This window comes from Candidatus Eisenbacteria bacterium, assembly GCA_026388185.1.
In the GTDB taxonomy this organism is placed as follows: domain Bacteria; phylum Eisenbacteria; class RBG-16-71-46; order JAFGJU01; family JAFGJU01; genus JAPLKG01.
The window spans coordinates 208,531-231,606 of sequence record JAPLKG010000008.1 but is presented as its reverse complement, the minus strand read 5'-3'; the positions used below and the strand labels follow the sequence as shown (position 1 = coordinate 231,606).

Annotated in this window: 17 protein-coding genes and 3 tRNA genes; 4 read left to right on the top strand and 16 right to left on the bottom strand. The window is 56.3% G+C overall.

Translation table 11 applies throughout. The features are described from left to right. Positions 1-96: 96 nt before the first annotated feature. A complete protein-coding gene (locus tag NTX17_03820) occupies positions 97-1,713 on the top strand; it encodes a GAF domain-containing sensor histidine kinase (GenBank protein ID MCX5800495.1) in 1,617 nt (538 codons plus the stop codon). 470 nt (positions 1,714-2,183) lie between these two features. Here NTX17_03820 and NTX17_03815 read toward each other — a convergent pair whose 3' ends face one another. From NTX17_03815 to NTX17_03765, 11 genes are all read right to left on the bottom strand, one after another. After that, complete coding sequence (locus NTX17_03815; GenBank protein ID MCX5800494.1) at positions 2,184-7,097, bottom strand: ATP-binding protein; 4,914 nt, start codon at positions 7,095-7,097, stop codon at positions 2,184-2,186. Between the two features lie 408 nt (positions 7,098-7,505). Continuing rightward, the gene (locus tag NTX17_03810; GenBank protein MCX5800493.1) at positions 7,506-8,327 is read right to left on the bottom strand and encodes a hypothetical protein; all 822 of its coding nucleotides are present in this window, start codon (positions 8,325-8,327) and stop codon (positions 7,506-7,508) included. 328 nt (positions 8,328-8,655) lie between these two features. Next, complete coding sequence (locus NTX17_03805) at positions 8,656-9,861, bottom strand: hypothetical protein (protein ID MCX5800492.1); 1,206 nt, start codon at positions 9,859-9,861, stop codon at positions 8,656-8,658. 723 nt (positions 9,862-10,584) lie between these two features. Continuing rightward, entirely contained in the window at positions 10,585-11,007 is a 423-nt protein-coding gene (locus tag NTX17_03800) for a hypothetical protein (protein ID MCX5800491.1), read from the bottom strand. Positions 11,008-11,096: 89 nt separating this feature from the next. Further along, entirely contained in the window at positions 11,097-11,849 is a 753-nt protein-coding gene (locus NTX17_03795; protein ID MCX5800490.1) for a hypothetical protein, read from the bottom strand. Between the two features lie 99 nt (positions 11,850-11,948). Continuing rightward, positions 11,949-12,251 carry a hypothetical protein gene (locus NTX17_03790; protein ID MCX5800489.1) on the bottom strand — a complete coding sequence of 101 codons (303 nt, stop codon included), beginning with the start codon at positions 12,249-12,251 and terminating at the stop codon, positions 11,949-11,951. Between the two features lie 552 nt (positions 12,252-12,803). After that, the gene (locus NTX17_03785) at positions 12,804-13,979 is read right to left on the bottom strand and encodes a M24 family metallopeptidase (GenBank protein MCX5800488.1); all 1,176 of its coding nucleotides are present in this window, start codon (positions 13,977-13,979) and stop codon (positions 12,804-12,806) included. 120 nt (positions 13,980-14,099) lie between these two features. Beyond that, positions 14,100-14,184, bottom strand: a tRNA-Leu gene (locus NTX17_03780). A 12-nt stretch (positions 14,185-14,196) separates the two neighbouring features. Further along, complete coding sequence (locus NTX17_03775) at positions 14,197-14,766, bottom strand: LemA family protein (protein MCX5800487.1); 570 nt, start codon at positions 14,764-14,766, stop codon at positions 14,197-14,199. A gap of 97 nt (positions 14,767-14,863) precedes the next feature. Continuing rightward, positions 14,864-15,823, bottom strand: a complete 960-nt coding sequence (locus tag NTX17_03770; protein MCX5800486.1) for a TPM domain-containing protein — start codon at positions 15,821-15,823, stop codon at positions 14,864-14,866. Beyond that, the gene (locus NTX17_03765; protein ID MCX5800485.1) at positions 15,820-16,572 is read right to left on the bottom strand and encodes a hypothetical protein; all 753 of its coding nucleotides are present in this window, start codon (positions 16,570-16,572) and stop codon (positions 15,820-15,822) included. Before NTX17_03765 ends, NTX17_03770 begins: the two co-directional genes overlap by 4 nt. A 369-nt stretch (positions 16,573-16,941) precedes the next feature. Between NTX17_03765 and NTX17_03760 the strand changes: the two genes are divergently transcribed. Beyond that, a complete protein-coding gene (locus NTX17_03760; GenBank protein MCX5800484.1) occupies positions 16,942-17,178 on the top strand; it encodes a helix-turn-helix domain-containing protein in 237 nt (78 codons plus the stop codon). Between the two features lie 242 nt (positions 17,179-17,420). On the opposite strand, the gene NTX17_03755 is transcribed toward NTX17_03760, so the two are convergent. Continuing rightward, positions 17,421-17,496, bottom strand: a tRNA-Cys gene (locus tag NTX17_03755). A gap of 57 nt (positions 17,497-17,553) precedes the next feature. Continuing rightward, positions 17,554-17,630: transfer RNA gene (locus NTX17_03750), tRNA-Gly, on the bottom strand. Positions 17,631-17,703: 73 nt separating this feature from the next. Here NTX17_03750 and NTX17_03745 point away from each other — a divergent pair. After that, complete coding sequence (locus NTX17_03745) at positions 17,704-17,862, top strand: hypothetical protein (GenBank protein ID MCX5800483.1); 159 nt, start codon at positions 17,704-17,706, stop codon at positions 17,860-17,862. A 9-nt stretch (positions 17,863-17,871) separates the two neighbouring features. After that, a complete protein-coding gene (locus tag NTX17_03740) occupies positions 17,872-19,095 on the top strand; it encodes an aspartate kinase (protein MCX5800482.1) in 1,224 nt (407 codons plus the stop codon). 51 nt (positions 19,096-19,146) lie between these two features. On the opposite strand, the gene NTX17_03735 is transcribed toward NTX17_03740, so the two are convergent. The 3 genes from NTX17_03735 to NTX17_03725 form a co-directional block, all read right to left on the bottom strand. Then, on the bottom strand, positions 19,147-20,685 hold the full coding sequence (locus tag NTX17_03735; protein ID MCX5800481.1) for a glycogen/starch synthase: 1,539 nt from the start codon (positions 20,683-20,685) through the stop codon (positions 19,147-19,149). Further along, the gene (gene galT, locus NTX17_03730) at positions 20,682-21,707 is read right to left on the bottom strand and encodes a galactose-1-phosphate uridylyltransferase (protein ID MCX5800480.1); all 1,026 of its coding nucleotides are present in this window, start codon (positions 21,705-21,707) and stop codon (positions 20,682-20,684) included. The genes NTX17_03735 and galT overlap by 4 nt, the downstream gene beginning before the upstream one ends. Positions 21,708-21,797: 90 nt before the next feature. After that, positions 21,798-23,075, bottom strand: coding sequence for a putative sugar nucleotidyl transferase (locus NTX17_03725; GenBank protein ID MCX5800479.1), 1,278 nt, complete (start codon positions 23,073-23,075; stop codon positions 21,798-21,800). Between the last annotated feature and the right edge of the window lies 1 nt (position 23,076).

Here is a 23,076-nt window from a genome sequence, read left to right as displayed (position 1 = left end):
GGGCGACAGCGTGATCCGCTTGTCGCTGGTGATTGTTCGTGTACGCCGTGCGGACAAGAAATGGAATCCCCTTCCCATGGAGGATCTTCTTTAGTGATGGAATCAAAGGAGAGAGGCAGCAGGAAACCATTCGGTCCGGTCGAGAAATCCAACATTCGACACTGGATCGTTGTGTTTCTTCTTCTGAGTGCGTTTGCCACGGCCACTGGACTCCTCTACTTGTCGGCTACTGAGGATTTGACCGACTCGACGGTTCCGGTTCTTCAGGGCGGCAGCACGGTGATTCTGGGCCTGGCGGGCCTTGTCGTTCTCTTCTGCCTGTACATGCTTCAGGGCCAGACGAACCTGGCACAATTGAGGACCAGGCTTTTCAACGAGAAGGTCAACGCCGCGACCCTGCAGGCTCAGTTGTCCGAGCTTTCGGCGCTCTTCGAGGTCGGCACCGCCATAAACATGAGATTGAAGCTCGACGGCATCATCAAGATAGTCGTGCGCAGGCTCCCGAATTGCCTGGGCGCCGACAGGGCCTCGCTCATGATAGTGAACCCGTCCACGGGTATGCTCGAGTGCAAGGCTGCCTGGGGCCTCGACAGCGAGAGAATGCAGAACCACAGAGTCGCCGTGGGAGAGGGAATCGCAGGTTGGGTGGCGGCCAACGGAAAGCCTCTCTTGCTGCACGGACACGAGCTCGGGAGGTTCCTGCCCTACACAAAAGCAGACAACGATATATGTTCCGCGATGAGCGTGCCGATAAAGCTAAGAAAGACGACCGTCGGCGTGCTCAACGTCACCCGCGTCGGTTCGAACGAACGCTTCAAGCGATCGCAGTTGCGCCTGCTCTGTGCTTTCGGTGAGAACATCGCGGGCGTCATCCGAAAGGCTCTCGTGTACGAGAAGGTGGACGCGAGAAAACTGTTCTTCGAAGAATCCAACAAAGAGCTTGCCACGTTGAACCAGATGAAGGAGGTCTTTGTCGCCACGCTGAGCCACGAATTGAGAACGCCTCTCACGTGCATCGTCTCGCTCGCCGAGCTTCTTGACGAGCAGGACAGCAAGCTTTCGGAAACCGACAGGAAGAAATTCGTCTCGATAATGCATGAACAAGGATCCAAGTTGCTGGATCTCACGGAACAGCTCATGGACCTTTCCAAGCTCGAGAAGGGCACGCTGCAACTTGAGTTGGAAGAAACGGACGTCAACGAAATCGCTCGCTCCGCGGTCATTGCGCTAGAGCCTACCGGAAAGTGCAAGGGAATCGAGGTCAAGCTGGACCTGGCCCCGGAACTGGATCCCATTCGCGCAGACGGAACGAAGCTGAGGCAGATCGTGCTCAACCTGGTAGGAAATGCGATAAAGTTCACTGAAGAGGGAGGCGAGGTCGTGGTGGGCACTCGCGCGACCAGCGAGTGGATAGAATTGTGCGTGAAGGATAACGGAATAGGACTGGACAGCGACGAGATGAGCAGGATCTTCGGTCTCTTCACCCAGGGTTCCAAGCCGGCGCAAGGTCGCTATCACGGTCTGGGCCTCGGTCTGTACCTCGTGCAGGGATTCGTGGACCTGCACAAAGGGAAGATTACGGTCGAGAGCGAAAAAGGCAAAGGAGCCACGTTCAAGGTGTGTCTGCCGAGAAACATCGATGGGACGGAGGAGACAAGAGCGGAAGAGACCGGGAAAGAAGAGACTGCCGTTCCGGCCGGCTCGACCGCATGAGGTTTCTTCTTGCCGAGGGCACGGCTTGTACAGAACTGCGACCGGAAGAACTGACGTGGCTCGAGGCTCGCGTGGGCAAGATTCTGACAGCATCGCTAGCTCTCGGGGCACATGTGGGGAGAAAAAGGGCTAAGGATAAGGATATGTGTTGAAGCTCACCCACCTGCTCCTGCGGCGTCTCTGTGCCTCTCTTGCGATTCCTGCTCCCTCATTGGGTTGAAGATCAGAGCATCGGCCCCTACCCCCCTCGATTAGTTCACGACACCAACCCTCAGCCAGCCCATAGTTCCGACAGTACCTCCGCCTGGTCAAGCGACAGTCAGCGTCGCCCTCTCCTGCTTGTCCGGTGGGCAGTTGCACTTGCGGAAAATCCTACTCATAAACACACATATGTACGCGCGCACGTCTTCGCGGAGACCTCATCCGTGTTGGTCGCGTCATGGCTCGACGCCGCATCGTGTACCCAGGACTCACTCGTCGCCGCGCTGCAGATCGCGCGCTCCCGCGAAATTGCCCAGAACCAGACCGTCAACGATTGCCCGGTACTCTGGCCAGGTGTCGGTGCCGAGAACATGTGAGTCACGCAGCTCCCCGAGCCAACCCACCAAGAAAAATCCGCTCGTCTGAGCAATTCCGCCCTCCCCAATCACGAGTCGTCGGATCCACTTCAGCCCGGGGTTCGCTTGTTGTTGAACCGGCTGTGCCTGCAAGAAGGCCAGGAGTGGGTCTATGCACCAATGGCGACCGAAAGCGTGCCGGAGCCACTCATCGATGTGTGCGGCTACAACCTCGATCGAGAGCCAGTGTGCCTTGGCCTGTTTCAAAACCTCATCTATGTTTTGGACGTAGGCTGAAGGCTTAGGATCAGGAACAAGGTCTTGCAGTAATTCGTCGACGTCGTGCCGATCGCTAGCGAGCGTTCGGTCACGAAGCACTGCCAATCCCAAGTCCATCAGTTGGGACCATGTCTCCGCCAGCGGCTGCACGGCTGAGGCCTGATAGGTTGCAACAATCGTAAGTGCGTGAAGGAAATTGCCCAACGCCAAAGGCGAGGACCGCAGACGCTTTGCGATCTCAACAATCACGGAATGATTTCCCCCTGACGCCCAGCGCAGAACTGCTGCTGCGAATGCGGCATGTTGCTCGTTACGCCAGTCGTAGTTGTTCTTCGCCCAATGACATGCCGACCGCGCGTAAGCGTTTAGCAATGCATCTCGTAAGTGTGCTGCTCGTGTGCTAATGCAGGAGCTCACCCGAGCCGCGTCGATCGTGCAGATTACAGCCGGTGCGATGTGCGTGAGCATCAGGTCACGCTCCGAACTTGTTTCAAGCCCTGTGATAACGTCACCCGTTATCGCTCCTAACTGACGCCGGCCATTCGCGGACTGAGGACCCAGAATGACACTCCGGGCGGCCGCCTCGATGGCTGCCCAGGCTAGCTCGTGCCAGCAACGCCCGCCGCTGATCAGTTTGCACGGGCTTTGGAGTATGTGACGCAGCCCTTCAGCAGCGTTCTGCCGAACCTCCAAGAAGAAACTCGTCGCACATGCAGTGATGGCGCTTCCCACCTGCCCAGTCGCTGCAGCGTCGAGTTGATCGACGGCCTCCAGCGCCCTCGGGAGGACCAGTGCTGCTTTGCGATCGGCCCCATCAGGGAATATCGTCCCTTCTGTCGCAAGATCGTCCATGTGAGGCCGTGTCGCACACTCCACAAGAAGCGGAACGGCCCAGCGGAAGCTCTCGGGAGGTACAACAAGGCTACCCGACGCGGCCTGAATCACCGTCGCAGCCACGCCTGCGAGCGCGGCACGTAATGTGTCAAGTGGCTGATCCACCAACTCTGCCTGTAGCTCCTTGGCCGTCGCGATGTCTTTGGCAAGCTCGAGTTCGTCCGGTGGGTTTGCTGGAGCATACCGGTAGGGAGTATCGTGGCGCGGTCGGTAGCGGTTCAGCAACCTGAACATTTCTGACACTCTTGCAGACTGCGTCCGCGCGGGTGCCATCGCCTGGACGACATCCTCGGGAAATTTCACCTTCAGCACTATATCATCACCTTGCTGCTCCACCGAATAACTGTTCCTGTCAAGATAGGCCACCCATTGGCGGACGTGCGGGGGGGCACTCACGCCTCCGGCCCTTTCAAGCAAGCGCTCTCCTATGCTCCGCAGTCTTTCCAACGCTTTAGTGTCACCGCGCTGAGCGGCGTCGAAGACGAGCTTCGCTGCAACCTCGAAGGGTGTCCAGCGGCGGCGCTCTCTGCCGACACGCTCTGGTGAATCTGCGCCCTGGACATGAAGCTGACCCTCAGAAACCCTTCGGCTGATCTCAAGCTCCCATACTTCAGGCACGGAAAGGAAGCCATCAAGTTCGTCCGTGACCTGTTCAATGTGACGCACGAGAAATCCATAGATCAGTCCTGGGCTAGCTAGGGTCGTTGCATCGTGCAGCACCCAGGACGCAAGTGTTCGAGCTGGCAAGTCTGCTTTCACAAGCTCGTCCAGCATCATCTCGACGGAGAAGAGCGCGGACATGCATGGATAAGGGCCGACTGACGACCCTCGGTACCAACACCAAACATGCGGGTCGCCGATGTACAGACGGTCGCCGTACCCAAGAAGGTCTAATGAAATGCCGTTCTCTTTCTCATCCTGTGGGGTGTTCTTGCGTGGGTGTCCGCTGAGCTCCTGAAGTACTTCGACGCGCCGACGAGCACCGCGCTCCAGCATGCGGTTGATCATCCGGATGCCACGTTCTGGATCCCCTCTAAGGAGGAAAAGGAACGGGCCGCGATACCACGCCGCCAGCGGAGTGTATAGGTCACCGCCCCGGTGACGGCGGATGCCTTCATCGTCCCACGAACTGTCCCGGGAAGATCGGTGCGGCTTCTTGACATAGTACGCTTCCGTAAGATCCGCGAGCAGCGCCACGTTCTGCTTCGCCAGCAGCCCGGCCGCGTCCAAACTCTCTACAATCGGGTGTAGAGATTCGGGATGATGCTCGGTGATCGATCGCAAGGCCTGCGTGCTTGCTTCATTTGCCTCAGACCCCAGCAGACCCAGGCACTCGATACGCTCCTCCTCGCTGCGCTCCACTGCTCGGCGCAAGAGAGCGTCTCGCAGCTGAGACCGCAGCTGCCTGAAGTTATCGATCTCTTTCCCCAGCACTTCGCGCCGGCCGACGCCGCGTAGCCACGATCGAACGAGTTCGACAACCGGATCTTTGTCATAAGACCTAGGTCGGTCCAGCGCGGCGGCTTTATTCGTGAGCCATGATACCAGCGGGGCAGCGACGACTGGGTCGCAAGCACCCGCGTCCGAAAAGCGGAGTTTCACACAGCGAATTGCCTCTGCTTGCAAATCAGGGTCACTGAGCAGTTGTGGCGTAAGTTCAGATAGGGCACGATCGGCCCACGCAGCCGTCAGCAGCGCTTCCCACGGAAGTTCACCCCATCGCGCACCGTGCTTCAACGAGAGTCCTCGGAACTCGCTTCGCAATTCCGCCCAGGCAGCTGCGATTGCACCCTCTCCGCGGGAAGCGGCATCCGATAGCCTAGCCTGCGAGTAGAGGCGCGTTGCCCGAATTGCCCACCTCGGCGCAGTGGAGCCGAGCAACACCTGCAGGCCTTCCCGCAGGAGGAGTCGTGCTGCTGCAAAATCGCGAAGAACATCTGAAGCGAATCGGTCGCTCTTCTGCCAGGCTGCTGACCGGTCCAGTGAGAGAAGAACGCCGTCAGAGCGCAGCGAAGCCGGTGCGGGGCCAGTGACCACACTCGGTGCACCAGTTAAGAGCTGACGTGCGACACTAATTGCGGCGATTTCACGGTCATCCGGTGCGATCCCGCCGACACTCCTTCCGTCTTGGCGAATCAGGCTCAACCACACCGTGGCGAAGACCTCGGCCTCTGAAGAAAGCGTCCCCGGCAGGCTCGTCCCGCGTTGCGTAGCTTGAAGCAAGAGCTCGATGAGACCGAGCCGACGCAGCAACCACGCCGATCGCGGATCAGAACCGAGCCGCGCCAATTCGGGAATCGCTTCCACGATCGTCGCGATCTCCTCATCGGACAACGGCGCCACTGAGAACTCGAGCGCAATGTCATGGCCTCGTGATCGCAGCAAGTCGAGCACAGATCCAGCCGCGTCGTCGCGTGCTACCAGAACAGTGGTCATTCCCGTAGTCGAGGCGGCGTCGAGTAGGACGCCGACTGCACCGGCGTCACTTTCCTGTATCACTTCAGCCCCATCGAGAAGCAACACGCTCACGGGGGCCGAGGGCGCTGCGGCAAATAGATCGACAGGTGCAAGGCCTAGGGCAGACTTGAGACTCAGTGCACTCGGCGGCAGATCTCGAAGGCTCATCGCGATTGCTGCACCACCAGCTTCTCTTATAAATGCTATCGCCTCAAGTGCCAGCGCGGATTTCCCAACGTCCGGCTCACCTCGCACGAGAACGACGGAACTCTGTGGTACCTTTGAGATGCAGTCCACGAGTTCCGCCTGCTGTTTCGATCGGTCGAGTATGAATGAACCGCTCGCAGCCGAAGCCGCCAAGGAGCGCTGCGTTCTTCGGTTCAGTTCGGATTCAAGGAGGGTGATCTGTGACTTCGCTAAGCCGAAGTCGGGAGATGGTCCGAGCGGCCCGAACGAGTGCAGCTGTCTTCTCAGCATCGGACGGTCAATCGATCCAGCTCGAATCTCTGCCTGTGATGCGATCTCAACCAATCGCAGGCGTAGCTGCTCTGCGCGCGGAGTATTTCCTGTAAGAACCTGCAGCCTGGCGACAACGTTGGTCCGCCCTGGCGCCACGTTTCCTTCAAGCTGCGTCTGAAGAACAAACAGCGCGCGAAGAAGGACCCAGCTCAACTCCTTGGGATCAGGCGTAGGCCCTGCGGGCCGCAGCACCCTGCTCAGAGATTCAGCCACCAATTCGTCAACATACGTTAGCCGCGCTCGGATGTCCGCGGAGTATGCGCCAGGTGCAGCTACAGCGCTTTCGAAGGTGGCACGGTCAGGCTGAAGCCGAGCGGTATCTGTAAGAACCGCAAGTTCAGTCGCCGGCCCATATGGCCCGGCGACTGCCAAGCCGAGTCGTATCTCACCTCTGTCAATCGCGGTCCGCTTGTCGAGCACGACCTTCACATAGTCAGTGAACAGCTTGACTGTAGATTCATCACTCTTACCAACCGTGGGTCGCCGCCTACACGCGATTTGAAGTGTACGCTCGCCGCCCGGGAAGGTACCGTGCACGTGAATATCGTCAACAGGTGAATACACCTCCTGCTGCATCGCCACGCGCATCGGCGTGACATCATCGCCCAGTCCATCGACGGGCTGGCCCAGTAGCAAGCTTGCCAAGGCGGACGCGGCGATCTCATGCTCTAAACGCACGCCGCCTCCCCCTGTTGCATATGGACTACTAACCCCTTTCACGGCCTCATCTCCTGACAAATGTACATGGTGTTCCTTCGCCGGTGGAACTCTTGTCTTGCCGGCGTCCGGAAGAGTCACCATCGCGCGGTGGATGGCTAAGCAAATCGCCCACCTCGCCACTGCCGATACGCGGACTTGCAGCGGGTTTCGCAAAGATCGTTCCGCGATGCAAGGCTGCGCATCCGGCAACGCGGCGGGCCGAGTCACCCGCGGCAGAGCTAAATCGGAGTCACGTTGGCAGCGGGAGTCATACCAAAGATGTCGCTGAGCGGCGGGGCGGAGGCGGCGTGACTGTTGCCATCACTCGCGCAAGACCTGTGACGCCGCAGCATTCGTCCGTCTCAAGTTACTGGTTAGAGCGCTATCTCACTTCAAGCGCACTTTGACTCTAACAACCTGTGACACGGACCCGGGAACCACAACAGCCGTCAGAGGTCCTTGCCTAGCTTCCAGGCGTTCGGCCTCGCCGGCTGGCACAACAGAGGCTACGACCTCGAGCATGTCGCCCTCATTCGGCGGATACTGCTGGTTACCGATCTGACACACCCCGGACCACCTGTTTCCCGAGATTGAACGAACGCCATTGGCTGGGAGCCGCTGCAAGTACCATCCGGGCTGGTCGCTCGGCGGCGCAACAGGTTGGACCCATAGGAGCAGAGAATATCTTGCGAGATCGACACCTTCGAGTGTACCTTCCACATCGAACCTAAATATGTTATCCGCCCCGCGCACAGGCACAACCTCACCGCCATGCCTCGGCGAGAATATTGACACCAAGACATGCCCCCGTGTGCTATCGGAGTCGGTGGCCTTCCCAGACACTGTGGATGTTGGCGTGCTGATGGAATACCGAACCAGGGTGCCGCGGTGAACCTTAGTCTCTGGAAGTGGGCTCTGTGACATCGGCACGACGTGGTCTGGACGCGTGTTTGGAGCCTCCTGAGGTTGCGGCGCTCCGTCGAGCTTCGCGGAGGATAGCTCCAGTTCGGCCTCATCTCTACTGAGGTCAGACAGATCTGGCACTTCTACCAGAACGGCCCGCGGCCAAAGCACAAACGCGATAATCCCAGTGCCAACGGCCATCAGGATCGCAGCGCGCCGTGGTACAGGTTTGATCGCCATGCTGACCGCAAGAACAACAAGACCTATACCAAGACCTACGAGAATCGATTCAGTAGTTCCAGACATAAGATACCCTCCTCCTGCGCCCCAGCGTTAGGCATTACCGGCGGGGATGAAGCGCGGCGGAATCTCAGTGCACGTGCGCGCCTTTGTTGGAGTTCCCGCGTTTTCACTGAACCGACATCGTGTCGTCTCCCGCCGCTTCTCAGCATATCTATGTGCATTCCATGTACCTTCGCCAATGAGACCGCACCGAAATGGAGATAGCCTTTCTTCCATGTCAAACCACGCTTCCACTCTCGGCTCTTTATTCTGCCAGTGCTATTCGCGCAAATCCCTTGTTGACTGAAGCTGCGACATGTTCGCCGCTGAACATGCTCACCTTCTTCATGAATCATTTCAGACCTACATAATGGTCTGCCCCGTTTCCTTTCTGCGGATCATACTTGTACGTGTAACTCTCTATGGGAATACCAGCGTGGAAAAGGAGGATCTCGGGTAGATAAACAATCATCTGTGGTTCGTTTGTCAGGGACCACTCCTCAATCATCTCTTCGAGAATCTCCTTTTCCTTCTGCATGTACTCAAGAGTCTCAAAGTACGGCAATCCTATCTCATCCTCACCTACTCCTCTCTCAAGTTGCTTCTCAACCTGTTCTATACGACTGCTTATCTGGCTACGTGTCAGTACTCTGAACGGCGGAGGGAAAACGCGAAATTCAATGTAGCGAGGGGCTCCTGCAACAAAACCAGTCTTTGGGTCAACTACACTGTAACCAGTGAGAACAATCACAGTATTGCCACGATCGTCTTTTATCTCTTTGAACGATTCGATTATCCCGTCCAACAGGGGGCTGTGCGAATACTGACTCTCTCTCAGATGGTTCAAAATCTCGTGATAGCAGTGAAAAACATCCTTGCCCGTAAGTGGTTGAGTAGTTATCACCCTTTGTGTGTAATACTCTGTATTACCATTCCCGTAAACTGAATCGGGTTTTGAAAGAAGCGCGATGAATTCTCTCCGAATGTTCTGATTGTCGAGGTTTTTCACTGCAACATTGATGCTGTCAATTATCCTAATTCTTACCGCCACCTCCTCTCTGGCTTTGGTAGAAGGAGAGTATTTATTGAACAGGTGTTCTCGGGAGCACTCGTTCGCGTCCTTTTGATATTCTGCCATAATGTACCATCTCCAGAGTTTTGCAAGGGAGAAAGGGCCGTCGTGGTGCAGTACCTCAGCTACTTCCCTGGTGAGTGTCTCTTTTCTAATGCTCAAATCGCGTATTCTTTTGTCACTAGAATCGTCCCATGTTGTTCTCACAATCATTTCAGGTAACTCGCACCTGCCCAAAGAGTATTCGCAATCGGAATAGAAACGATAGTAGGTCAGAGTTGGCTTGAAGTTAGTAGCTTGTTCAACAAGGATATCCTCTGGTGGCTCTTCGCCCTCTTCTAGGACAACGGTCCTGCCTAGGTCATCCTTATGAACTCTCCTGTATTTGGATATTGGATGCCTGCCGACAGTTAGGTTAATCTTCTCGAATTCGGTGACTCCATTGAAGGAATTGTGTGCTTCAACCACCACACTCTCACTAATCACGATTCGTCCATCCGGGGACGTAGTCCTTGTATAATCGCCTTCAACGTGAATGTCTGATAACTGTATCTTGTTGTAGAGGTTGCCCGCATAAGTCGTGGGCCGTGTCCATAGCGAACCATGACTAGGCGTGTCTCCGAGCGATTTAGATTCCTCTTTCCTATCATAGTGATTTGTTCCCCGGCATGATGTGAGCAGACAGCCCGCAAGTATCGGCATTATTAGGACAACGTTGAGTCGGTATCCCATCTGCAATTCGCTCAACGATAAGATCAGCGACATAGATAGTCAGGCAGCCGCACGCCAACTACCCACTCTGCCGAACTGAATGCGACCGCCCCCAATCGCGACGTCAATCCTTCCGTTAAGCTGTGTCTCCCGATGACCAAGCTCGATCATGCTAAGCAGTGACTCGTATCACCAGGCACGAATCACGCTGCGCAAACCGCGGCTCTCCGAATCAGCTAGAATGCGATCTGTGTTGTGCGTTGATGCCCAGTCTTTGGTCCTCCGATGTAAGCACCACATGTTCTGGTCGCGTGTTGAGCTGGCGAGATGTTACGTACGCGCAATTAGCATTCCGGGGTGACCCGAACCGTTCCTGCCGCGAGGACGGGGGGGCACCTCCCATCTCGTTCATTCCTGATTCGGATCTGCACCCATCGGGTTCCCGTCGTGCTCAGCTCCAGTATCCCAAGTATCTCTTCCGTTTGCCAATGAAGTTGGCTAAGGCGATGCAAACTTGTAAACGGTCGCGTTGTCTACGATGGTCAAACGAACGCGTGTCAGCGTGCCAGCCGTTCTGTAAGGAACCGCGAAGAATCGGTTTTCATTTGCTGGATTGATGCAGATGTGCACACGCGCTGCGTCGCGAGCCGGGTCCAGCCACCGGCCTTCGGCAAGAACGGCGATCTCCGCTTCCACATATGGCACCGCCTGCGCCCACACGTTCCACTCTGCCGCTGCAGATTCACCATGACCCGGACGGGCCGAGCAGCCTACTCGTTCCACGAAAGACTGAACGCACAACAGCCATCGCTCCGTCCTGGGATAGTTCGGGTGTGTATTCAATGCCCTCGGCAATCTCAACAAGATTGCCGAGTCGCGCGGATGCTTGCCGCCCGCGTAGAGTCCCGTTACAGGTACCATCGTGGTCTCTCGCACGTGGGCCACGCAAGGCGGACTGATGGTCATCGGAGCCAGGGCGGACGTGTTCGCTGGTGGGCTGCATCGTCGATCTACGGGATCCCCGCCAGCAGTGGCCACTGGGAGAAATAGTCCCTGGTCCTGCGTCCTCGTGCGTCCGACTCGCCGGTCTTTCGTCCAAGCGGGAAGCTGAATTGGCTCTTGCAGCTGAAGTAAACGCGCCCTCTAGCATCGAAATGCCTTTCCTCAACTTCGGCACCCTTGAACTGGTTACCCTCGCCCGTGAGCAGCCTGAGAAGCGTAGCCTGAGCCAGTACATTACCATGCTCATCAATGGCGCGCGCCGCGTCCGCGATGCCGACTGCACGCAATTGTGGATCGGTGTATTCGAACTCGACGCGCCACTCGCCAGCCGCTTCGCCCTGTGGCCTTTCCGACATGTCAGTAGTTCTGCCTCTATTGTCCTTACTTACGTCGTATTCTCTAGATGATTGAAGCTCACCAGATTCATCAGCCTCCGCTAGGGCCTCTGCCAATTTCCCCATTTCTTCATAGGAAAGATCTTTCGTCACAATACGGCCCTCAGAATCAATATGAATCTTCGACGGGTTGATTGCGGTGATCCTATCCCGCGCCTGTCCACTTCTGTGCGGGTCCGTGGGACTCGTGGTAGGTGCGGTGGTCGCTTTGTCGACCTCCTGAGGCGTCCGAGCCCCTGTGGCCGCTGACTCGTACTGACGCGTGGGCAAACTCTTCGCCTTGTCAGATGAAGTGTGCTCCTGGCCCATGCAGCCAAGAAACAGGATCAACAGCGCTGCGGACGTGCTTGCGACAACTCGGCTCATTGTCGCACCTCCTTTCAGGCAACGTGGATGTTCGTGTCTTCGCTGAAGGCCTAACGATGGCGTTGAGCGGCGCGGTAGCCCATACGCTCCAGGGCCTGGTCAGGGACATCGCCTTTTTCGTGTTGACGATTTGATGATATTGCCCTTGTTATCCGTTACACCAATCGTCGTGCCTGTCTTGACCTCAAATGTCTTCTCGACAGCGTTTGTTCCTGCGACATACACGGGTCCGCGGTAGCCTCGGAGTTGAGTAAGAGCCACGGAGACTATCTTGTCAGTTTCGGCCTCCACAGTCCCAATAAAGGGGATCTTGACGTCAGCTCCCTTCTCGGGATCGCACTTTCCACCATACTGGTGAATGATGCGGTGGACTACTGCCTTATGTGCTTTGTTCTCACCCATCTTCTGCTCCTTTCCCGAACTATGCCTTACGTCGCTTCCGGATAAGAGCATGTAGAACGCTATCTCTTCCAGATAACACTCATTGTCAATTGGCTCCCAGCTACGCTTCGTTCGGACTATTAGCCAAACTCCCGTGATCTCACGTGGTGTTGCGCTGTTTCGGCATAAGACCACACTCGTGTCGCTAGACCCACACCCTATGATTCCGTTCGCCCTGCCCTTCCCCCGCTCAGCGGGTGTGCGTAGACCGTCACGGTCTAGGGGTCCCTAATACCGCAAAAGTTCCTGAACTGTGCGGACGCGTAACTGCTGGTCATGCAAGAGGCGATATACCTGTCGCGTCGAGTGCTGCAAACATATCACAAGACAAGTCCTGTGTCAATCACGAAACGGCATGTGGTAGTGTGGTCGCCGAGGGCGCGGCTTGTACAGAACTGCGACAAGAGGAACTGACTGCCCTTGAGACTCACGCGTCGAAAATTCTGACAGCATCATTAGCTCTCGGGGCACACGTGGGGAAAAAGAACACGATCTAGATATGGCGCGAATTCCCTACTTGGCGAGGATGGGAACAATGGCCTTTTGAATGTCACCGGTCACTCGCGCGTCGCTTTCCTCGATGTAAACATCCACTTCACTTCGCACGCCGAATTCAGGTAGATAAATTCCAGGTTCAATAGAGAAACATGTTCGAGGAATAATCGCGCGGTTATCGCGCGTCTCGAAGTTGTCAATATTGGCGCCGTTGCCGTGGACATCCTCGCCGATCGAATGTCCCGTTCTGTGGATGAAATACTCACCATATCCGTGGCGCGTGATGACATCGCGCACGGCTTCGTCCACCTGGTAGCCGCGCAGAGGGCGACCTCCGCGCAAGGCTTGTTGGACAAGTTCGATGGCCACGTCACGGGCCTCTCGAACGATTTCGAAGATCCTCGCGTACCGATCCGGAACGGCCTCGCCGACATATCCCGTCCAGGTAATATCGAAATAGACGGCCTCTCGGGCTCTTCGCTTCGCCCAAACGTCCAAGAGAACAAAATCGCCCTCCCGTATCAGACGGGAGGTTTGCAGCGTTGGCGAATAGTGGGGGTTGGCGGTGTTTTCGTTCACTGCTACAACGGGCGGGTCATCCGACTCGACGCCGTGCGTTTCGAAAAATCGGACGATTTCCTGTTGAACCTCGTACTCGCCGATTGCTTCGCGTGTTTGTACGGCATCGCGGATCGTTCTGAATGCTGTGTCGACAGCAGCGTGGACTACTTTCCCCGCTTCGAGATGAAGAGCCAGGGCTTCGGTCGACCAGCGCGCTTCAAACAGTTGTACCAAGTCCGCCGAGGATACAACTTCAACCCCAAAACTCCTTACCAGTTCAACCGTGCCTGCGTCTACCAGACCGATGTAGGGAATGTCGTTCAACTGAGAGTACTGCATCGCAACCTTTGCCTTGCAAGCGAGCATCTCCTGCAGCTTCTCGCGCTGTTCGCGCCAGGACGAATATTGATGCTCGGTTCCCGGTAGAGCTTCAAGATTGCTCCGCTCGATACGATGAACGAGCTTCGTTGGCTGACCTTCGGCAGGAATCAAGTAGTACCATCGGCGTGTGCACATTGGAGCGTCGAGCTTGAGCACGCGGTACGCAATCGGATCTCGGTGGTGATGGTCATAGAATAGCCAACCGTCCAGTTTGGCGTCAGAAAGCGCGGATTGGATTGCACCCAAATTCATCGCTTCACCTCGTCCTGCCTACGAGACAAACCATGATCGAAAGGTGTGGCTTAAGCCACTTCCGGATAAGAGGCTGTAACACACTATCCTTTCCGGATTACGCTCACACAACGATCTCTTTGCCGAGGGCCGGACTCGAACCGGCACGGAGAAAACTCTCCAGCGGATTTTAAGTCCGCTGCGTCTGCCATTCCGCCACCTCGGCACAGGGTTCACACTAGAATTTCACCTGTGGCGCTTGCTCGGCGCCCGGCGTAGGTTCGAAGTACGGAGCAGGCTTCGTCTTTCCCCTTTGCTTCGCAAAGAAACTCCCGAATACTTCCTGCGTGTAAGTATTGAAAGCGCGGGCCGCTTCGTTGTACCTCATGCGCTCCACCCCTATCCTGTTCTCGGTCCCCTCGAGTTGAGCCTGGAGCGTTTGGAAATTCTCCGTGGCTCGAAGTTGCGGATAGTTCTCCACGACGAGTAGCAGTCTCGACAGGGCAGCATCCATGGCCCTGGCGCTCTCCATCTTGTCTTCTTTTGTCGCGGCCCCGGCCCATTGGCTCCTGAGTCTCGCGACCTCTTCGAAAACGCCCTCTTCGTGTTTCGCGTATCCCCTGACGGTCTCTACGAGATTTGGTATCAGGTCATTTCGCCTCTGAAGCTGAGCGTTGACGTTTGCCCACTGCTTTTCGACTTCTTTGTCCAGTCTCACAACCTTGTTTAGGCCGCTTATGTACCAGGACACAACGACAAGCGCGAGCACTGCTATGACGAGAACGGCGACGATCCATCCTGCTTTCATGCTACCTCCTTGAGCCTTGACCCAACCTTGCTCTGCTTCTACTCGTCCCTACAGTCGAGTGACTTCCGAATCTCCCGGCGCGCTCCAAGCGGCGGCCTCACCAACCACCTCCGGCCCCTCCTCCACCGCAACTCCCCCCACCGAAACCGCCAAAGCCGCCTCCGAAACCGCCCCCCTTCGTCCCACCGTAGAACCCCCCTATTGTCCAGAAGGGAAATCCACCATGCCTACGCGAGCCGGGGCCTCCACGCGTTCGTGCGATGATCAATAGAATCATGATTCCCAGGACGAAGGCCATAGGCACGAAGGACCGAGCGTCCTTGCCGGAGGAGTTCCCTTCCGGCACAGCCGGAAGCCCGTCCAGCGACGTCAACGTCACTCCCGCCTGATTGGCGATCCGTGCGGCAAGGACCTGGACAGCCGACAGCAGCCCCCTACCGTACTCTCCCTCCCTGAACAAGGGAACGAGCACGTTGCGGTACACCTGGGATGCCACCGCGTCAGGTATCGTCTCCTCGAGCCCATATCCTGTCTTGATCCACAGCTTCCTATCGTCTGTGGCTGCGACGATGAGAAGCCCGTCGTCGCGGCCCTTCTTACCAATCTTCCATTTGGTGAATAGCTCCACCGCGTAGTCGTGAATGTCGATTCCGCCCGTCGTCTTGACGGTCACCACAACGATTTCCGCCCCCGTCTTCTGCTTCACTTCCGCGGCGATCGCCTCGATTCTTGCTCGAATCTCCTCGTTTACGACGCCGGCGAAATCGTTCACAAACCCGACAGGTTCGGGATACTCTTGCGCCAGAGCCACTCCTGGACGGGAATCGAGGGCAGACACCAAGCCTCCCATCGAACCCGTCAAGCTCGACGGGGAACCTGCAGGCAGAAAGCATACCGGACCCAGGAAACCAAGGATCAGAAGGAAGACCGTGACAAGCCGCAGTCCCCTGGTTCCTGTCTCAAGAGACGAGAAACCGAAAGGGTGAGAAAATCGGGACGGGGGTGGCCCATCAATTCTCAAGGCTCCGTCAGTCTCGAGCGTTCTGCCGGTCTTCAACGTTTCTCCTGGGTTGCGAGAGCGTCCACAAGCTGCGCCAGCACCTCAACGTTCTTGATGTAGTCGCGGAGAATCTTCTCTTCTGTCTCAGGGGGCACAAGTTTCATCTCGAGCTTGAATCTGAGAACCTGCACGAAGACGTCGGAGGCAATCCCGAAAACCCGGCACACGGAACCAATGATCTCCTGCTTGCGGCGCGGAGGTTGCTCGCCCTTGAGCACCAACATGGCCCTGAAGACCGGTATCAGGGAATTGAGCGATTCGCTCATGACTCTCTCGATTCCCCTGTGAGCAAGGCCGAGCTCCAGATAGGCTTGTCTTATTCTGAGAAGAGTGCCTTTGAGTTGTTGCTCACATTCGAGGCGAAGGCTCGAATTGCTCAAATCAACGTCTGTAAAAGGATCGCTCCCGACAAGGACAAGACACGTTTCTCGAATGTCAAGAAACTCTACGGGGAAAACGTCAAGTGAGCTGCCTATGTACTTATGCGTAAGCAACAGCGGGGCTACTATCCGCTTCTTGAAACCACCCGCGGCGTGCGTGAGGCATTTCTTGAGAAAAGCCGGGTCGATCTCTCGAACCAGAACCGCCACGTTGATGTTTGAGCGACCTGGCACGTAGTCAGGTCCCGTCGCGCTTCCGAAGACCAAGACCGAAATGATGTCCTCTCCCGCAACATCCAGGAGACCGCGGACGTAGGGCTCAACAAGCTTTCGAACTTCCGGAACAAGCTTCTCAAGATTCTTCATTCGCTCCAACCTGTCACCTCTTCGTCTTTGGGGCCCCGACTGATCTCCCCTCTCGTGCGACCCCGCGAGGACAGCGGGGCACGGCGGGTCAGCCAACGGATTACGTTGACACGGAGGGAACTCGAACTGCCCCCGGCCTCCCAGGAAATTAGCATCGGCCGGTGCGTCTGTCAACCCAAAGCAGACGGTCCAGTCTTAAGAACACCGTGGCCTTCCGAATCTGGAACGAACAGGTCGCCGTCGGCAAGAACACGGCGCCTCAGAACAAATCAAGCCAGGTTCGGCATGGACAGTAATAATAACATTGTTCTTGACAAATACTGTAATACTTAGGACAATGACGCTCTCTTCGAAAGAAAGGAGTATTGTGTGGCAAGACTTGAGAAAGAGGGCATCCTAACGTCCAAGGAGGCATGCGAGCTCCTGCGGATTTCCAGGCCGACCCTGAGGAATCTCATCAAGAAGGGGGAGATCTCGGCGTTCAAGATAGGAACCAACTGGAGAATAATGAGGACCGAGCTGGAGCGATACGTCAAGGAAAAGTCAACTACCCGGCGTACCGGCCCCGAAACCAACTCCAACCTTCACCCGCCGGGCACAGGCTAGGACGGTGGGTGAATCGCCCGCGCAACACCCCTGACCGTGAAAGGAGGGAAAACTCATGGCCAAGAAGAAAGCAAAGACAAAGAAAGTCGCGAAGAAAGCAAAGAAGTGCTGAGAAACTTCGCGCATAAGCCGGCGCTTCCCGTCGAGCGGGCGCGCCGGCTGTTTTTTTCTTCTGCTCTGAGTGCTCGGTGTTCTCTCCACGGCTGGGACTGTAGGAGAGCCTAGGAGGAAAAAAGAGGTTTTGGAGGCGGCATCCGGATTCGAACCGGAGAATAACGGTTTTGCAGACCGTCGCCTTAGCCACTTGGCTATGCCGCCACGGTCCAGCCGCAAGCGGTCCAAGAGGCTGGCGGCCGTTGAGAGGCATGTCGTCAATGGAGCGGAAGACGGGATTTGAACCCGCGACGGCCACCTTGGCAAGGTGGAGCTCTACCGGGCTGAGCTACTTCCGCTCACATGATTCTCCCTTGTTTACGGCTAGAATATACCTTCTGATGGAGCCCTTGTCAAGAAGTACCGGAACAATTGACTAGACCCGTAATCGCGTTCTGCTATCATTTGGAGCACATCACGTTGAAGCTGGTCAGAGAGACAAGGACGAGAATCGTTGTGCTGCCGTTCTTGGTCAATCGGACGCACTTTTCTCTCACACAAAGCCCCGGCAGCGATGCTGCTGGGTTCTGAGTCACTCCCATGAACCTTGTAGTGCAGAAATACGGGGGCTCTTCCCTGGCGACCGTCGAGCAGGTGATGTCGATCGCCGACAGAGTAGTAGGGACAAAACGATTGGGCAACGATCTCATCGTCGTGGTGTCGGCGATGGGTGACACCACAAACGAGCTTCTCGGCCTGGCAATGAAGGTGTCGCGAATCCCTTCTTCGAGAGAGCTTGACATGCTTCTCACCGCCGGCGAGAGAATCTCTATGGCTTTGCTTTCGATGGCAATCAACGACAGGGGATGTGAGGCCATTTCCTTCACGGGTTCACAAAGCGGGATCATGACCGACTCCAAACACACCCGCGCGAGGATAGTCGACGTAAAAGCTTTCAGGATAAGCGAGGAACTGAGCAAGGACCGAATCGTGATTGTGGCGGGTTTCCAGGGTGTGAGCCCGACCAGAGAGGTCACGACACTGGGAAGGGGTGGGTCAGACACTACGGCCGTCGCGCTGGCTTCCGCCTTCGGGGCGAAGGAGTGCGAGATTTACACAGACGTCGCAGGTGTCTTCAGCGCGGACCCGAGGATCGTGCCTGGAGCGAAAAAGCTCGACTGCGTCTCCTTCGAAGAGATGCTGGAACTCTCCGCATCTGGCGCCGGTGTAGTGCATCACACGGCCGTCGAGCTCGCCTACAAGTACGACGTGCCGCTTCATGTGCGCTCCAGTTTCTCGTCAGAAAGGGGGACAATGGTGACCGGGAAGTCGATCACGGACACAAAACGCGTCACGGGGATAGCTCATACGGGAGGGATGATACTGGCAAGACTCAGCGGAATCGCGAAGGTAAACGAAACCACGTCCTCGCTCTTCAAGAGGCTTGAAGGAACCGGTGTGGAAGTGAGACTCTTCAACGAATCGCTGGTTCCATCCGGCGGGGCCGCGCTTCTCTTTGTCGTTCACGAGTCCGACAAAAAAGCGCTCGTGGAGGCATGCGGATCCGTCCTGGACAAGATGGGTGGAAAAATGGAGCTTGTCACCGGCGTCGGGCTTGTATCGATAGTCGGGTCGAATCTCCTCTGGGCGGCCAACACATGCTCGGAGACGTTCGTGACCCTGGCGTCCCTCGGAATAATTCCCTACGCCTCGATCAGCACTGCCATCACCTTGTCATGCCTGGTTCCGGAGGAAAGGCTCGAGCAGGCAGTGAGAGAGTTGCACAGGGCCTTCATAGAGGAAGCGTCAGTTCCTAATGCGTGAAGCATCCCGCGTTGATTCGCCGAAGCAATTGCCCAGGGTCTCTCCGGACCTTCACAGAGTTGTTTCGGCCACGGAAGAAACCCAATCAGCGAAAGGGGCGCTGCACTTCTTCGTGATCGCCTTTCTGTACAGCTCCACGTAGCCCCGTGCCGCACGTCTCCAAGAAAAATCCTCCTCCATGGCGTTCTTCACGACCGCTGCCCACCGTTCCTTGTCAAGGAAGGTCGCGTAGGCCCTTCTCACGACTTCCATCAGAGCCTCGGCGCTGTATTCTTGGAACACAAAACCGGTACCCGTTCCAGACGTCGGATCGAACTCCTTCACCGTGTCGGCCAAGCCTCCCGTGAACCGCACCACCGGAATAGTTCCGTACCTCATACTATACATCTGGTTCAGCCCGCAAGGCTCGTACCTGGAGGGCATGAGAAATGCGTCCGAGCCTGCTTCGATGAGATGGGCCATCTTCTCATTGAACTCCAGGGTCAACGAAACCTTGCCAGGATATCTTGATTTGAGCTGCGAGAAGAAATCGTGGTACTTCTGCTGGCCCGTGCCCAACATCACCAAGCCGACGTCCAATGAAAGCATTTCTTCCGAAACAGCTTCCAGGAGGTCAAACCCCTTTTGATCCGCAAGCCTTGAGACTATTCCGATCAAAAAGCTGTTCTGCGTAAGTCCGGTCAGCCTCTGCTGCTCGATGAGATGCATCTTGTCCTTTGTCTTGTTTCCTGTGTATCCGGGACCGTACTTGTAAGGAACATATCTATCCCTTAAGGGATTCCAGGCGGTGTAATCCACACCGTTGAGGACACCGAAAAGATCTTCGGTTCTTGCGGTGAGCACCCCTTGCAAGCCGAATCCGTACTCTTCGCTCGTCTGGATCTCCTTCGCGTACGTCTCGCTGACCGTCGAGATCAGATCGGCGTACACGATCGCTGCCTTCATGAAATTGAGCTTCCCCCAGAATTCGAGGGGTCCCATGGGATAAGCAAGCTCCTCGGGAAGGCCCGTCTGCGCGATGCTCTCGAGCGGATAGACTCCCTGGTAGCCAAGATTGTGAATGGTGAAAAGAGTCGCGACATTTGCAAGCACTTTTTCTCCCGAGTACTCCCCGCGCAGAAAGAGCGGTATTAGACCCGTCTGGTGATCATTACAGTGAATGACATCAAAATGGAGCGAGAGGCTCTTGATGACTTCGAGAACGGCCTTGGAAAAAAATGTGAACCTCTGCCCGTTGTCGGGATAGTCCTCCCTCGTCTTGGGGTCAGTGTATATGCCCTCCCTGCCAAAAAGCGATTCGTTACCCACAAAATAGATCCTGGCGCGTGAACCCCTGGCGGCACACTCCCAGACGTCTATCTTCTTCTCTTGAGTCCCGAGCGTCACGGCAAGGCGGCCGTTGAATTTCACCTTCTTGAGCCCGAATTCCTTGCTCCCGACGCAAGCGTATCTTGGCAGAAAAACAGAAACGTCATGCCCCATGGACGCCAGAGTCTTCGAGAGAGAACCCACCACGTCAGCGAGTCCTCCCACTTTGGCAAAAGGAATCATCTCGGCGCTCACAATACACACGCGTAGCTTTGCTTTCATGTGCCCTCCTTCAGTTTTTCAATTGGAATTTGACCCAAAAACTCAGCGGCATCCTCTGGCGACGTGGGATTGATGTAGAAACCTGTCCCCCACTCGAATCCCGCCACCCTGGTCAACTTCGGGATAATCTCTATGTGCCAGTGATAATACTCCAAGTCCGGAGTCCTGATCGGTGCAGAGTGCAATATATAATTGTAGGACGGATTATTCAAGGCTATGCTCATTCTTTTGAGTGCTTCCTTGAGAGTAGTGGCAAGAGTGAAGAGCTCCAGGTCCTGAATCTTCTCGAACGCCGCGGAGTGCGTGCGCGGAAGAATCCAAGTCTCGAAGGGAAAACGCGCGGCAAAAGGGGAAAAGACGACAAACTCGTCATTCTCTATGACCATCCTCTTTCCTTCGGTGGTCTCTTGCTGCAACATATCACAAAATATGCATCGCTCTTTCAGGTCAAAGTGGTGTTTTGCCCCGTCGATCTCCTCGGTCACTCTCTTCGGGACAATCGGAGTGGCGATAAGCTGACTGTGGCTGTGTTCGAGAGACGCGCCGGCGGACTCGCCATGATTCTTGAAAATCAAGATGTACCGGAACCTTGCGTCCTTCTTCAGATCGAGCACTCGCTCTCTGAACGCGATAAGAACCTGCCTTATGTGCTCCGCCGAGAGATCACTGGTCTCTTCATTGTGGTCGGATGTCTCTATTATCACTTCGTGGGCTCCTATCCCGTTCATCCTGTCGTACATGCCCTCGGCCCTTCGATTGAGGTTCCCCTCGATCTGAAGAGCCGGGAACTTGTTCGGCACGACTCTCACGGTCCAACCACGAGTATTGGGCGCGGTACCCGGAGCCCTGAAGGCAAAGATCTCCGGAGGAGTCTTGTTTTCGTTGCCTTCGCAGAAAGGGCAGGAGATCGCGTCCGTTTTCTTTGCCTTGGCGGTTTCAGAAAGCGCCATGGGTCTTCTGCCGCGTTCGGTTGAGATGATTACCCAGCGCCCTATGATGGGGTCTCTTCGCAGCTCTGGCATCATGCCTCCTCAGAGTGATTGTGCGACCGAAACAGTCTCTTCAGCGCCGCTCTTGATCTTGTCATCGTTGTCTCCAGTCCCGGGTTCAGCTCAGCAGGCAAGCAGCCCTTGCCTCTCTTCCTTCGTGAGTTCGAAAACCTCGCGCATCAGTCCCTCGAAGCCGGAACTCCAGGCAACTCCTCGCCTTTCCAGAACGAGCCGGGCAGTTGCCGTGGCTTTCTCCAGAACGTATTCGGTAAACCTTTCTCCATCGCCCCAGACGAACGAGGGTATGGACTTGGGAAGAACTCCTTTCCCCCCGAACACGTTCGTCGAGAAACCGACCGTGGAGCCGGTGTCAAGGAGAGTGCCGATTCCTGTTCTGGTGAAATCTCCAATGAAAGTGCCCACCTTGAGCATGCCGGTTTGCACGGGCCGGCCTCCGACGATCACGTTGACGTTTGTGTAGGTGTTTCTCAGATCGCTGTTCGTTGTGAGGGCTCCAAGATTCACCCACTCTCCCAGATATGAACGGCCGATGAAACCCTCGTGATATTTGTTGGAATATCCCTGGAAAACAGTCTGTTCCACCTCTCCTCCTACCCTACAGCAAGGGCCGAAAGAACACCCCCCGACCATCCTTCCTCCCACGACGACGCAGTTTTCTCCGATCGAGCAAGGCCCTTCTATCCGGCTGAAGGAATGGACTCTCGAACCAGTCCCGACGTACACCGGCCCTCCCCGTGCGTCTATCACCACACCGGCATCAATCCTCGCACCCTGGCCTACGTGAACGGCTCGAGCGTTGTATATGACTGCCCTCTCATCCACGTCCCCCTCGATCCTGCCGCCCTGACGCGCCACGTCAAAATCCGCACCGATCTGACCCGGATTGTTGGACACGATTTCCCACGGGAACCTGAGCAGAGTCGTTTTGACGACGTTGCCGGGCAGTTGCTCTGCCACGTTGTCGGAAAACTCGGGCGACAGGAATGCTTCGGGACGGGCGAACTTGTCGCGCAAAGTGGATTGATCCACCCTGAAGGCGACGAGCTCGCCTTCGTTCAAGAAACAGGCAGGCCTCCCCTCGACCGGGAGAAGCTGGGAAAGAGCCGGCGGAGCGAGGAGCCGACCGTTTATGAAGAGCATCGTCTCGCCTGCGAAATCGGCCACACGATTAACTCGGAGACCCAGCCGTTCGGAGAGAATCTGCACCAGATGAGGCCTCGTAACGCAGAAAAGCTCCACGTCGCCGGCGTAATGTCGCGCGATCTTCTCCCACAACGCAGAGATTCCACACCTTAATTCAAACACGGCCCTCGAATGGACCAGGGGCAGGAACCCCGCGTGAGCAGAATCCTCAAAAATACACACGCCAAACCTGGCCATT

What these genes read in the sequence shown, in the direction of transcription:
- NTX17_03820 (MCX5800495.1), top strand. Translation starts at nt 97, where the DNA reads ATGGAATCAAAGGAGAGAGGCAGCAGGAAACCATTCGGTCCGGTCGAG.
- NTX17_03810 (MCX5800493.1), bottom strand. Translation starts at nt 8,327, where the DNA reads ATGTCTGGAACTACTGAATCGATTCTCGTAGGTCTTGGTATAGGTCTT.
- NTX17_03800 (MCX5800491.1), bottom strand. Translation starts at nt 11,007, where the DNA reads ATGGTACCTGTAACGGGACTCTACGCGGGCGGCAAGCATCCGCGCGAC.
- NTX17_03795 (MCX5800490.1), bottom strand. Translation starts at nt 11,849, where the DNA reads ATGAGCCGAGTTGTCGCAAGCACGTCCGCAGCGCTGTTGATCCTGTTT.
- NTX17_03790 (MCX5800489.1), bottom strand. Translation starts at nt 12,251, where the DNA reads ATGGGTGAGAACAAAGCACATAAGGCAGTAGTCCACCGCATCATTCAC.
- NTX17_03785 (MCX5800488.1), bottom strand. Translation starts at nt 13,979, where the DNA reads ATGAATTTGGGTGCAATCCAATCCGCGCTTTCTGACGCCAAACTGGAC.
- NTX17_03775 (MCX5800487.1), bottom strand. Translation starts at nt 14,766, where the DNA reads ATGAAAGCAGGATGGATCGTCGCCGTTCTCGTCATAGCAGTGCTCGCG.
- NTX17_03765 (MCX5800485.1), bottom strand. Translation starts at nt 16,572, where the DNA reads ATGAAGAATCTTGAGAAGCTTGTTCCGGAAGTTCGAAAGCTTGTTGAG.
- NTX17_03740 (MCX5800482.1), top strand. Translation starts at nt 17,872, where the DNA reads ATGAACCTTGTAGTGCAGAAATACGGGGGCTCTTCCCTGGCGACCGTC.
- NTX17_03735 (MCX5800481.1), bottom strand. Translation starts at nt 20,685, where the DNA reads ATGAAAGCAAAGCTACGCGTGTGTATTGTGAGCGCCGAGATGATTCCT.
- galT (MCX5800480.1), bottom strand. Translation starts at nt 21,707, where the DNA reads ATGCCAGAGCTGCGAAGAGACCCCATCATAGGGCGCTGGGTAATCATC.
- NTX17_03725 (MCX5800479.1), bottom strand. Translation starts at nt 23,075, where the DNA reads ATGGCCAGGTTTGGCGTGTGTATTTTTGAGGATTCTGCTCACGCGGGG.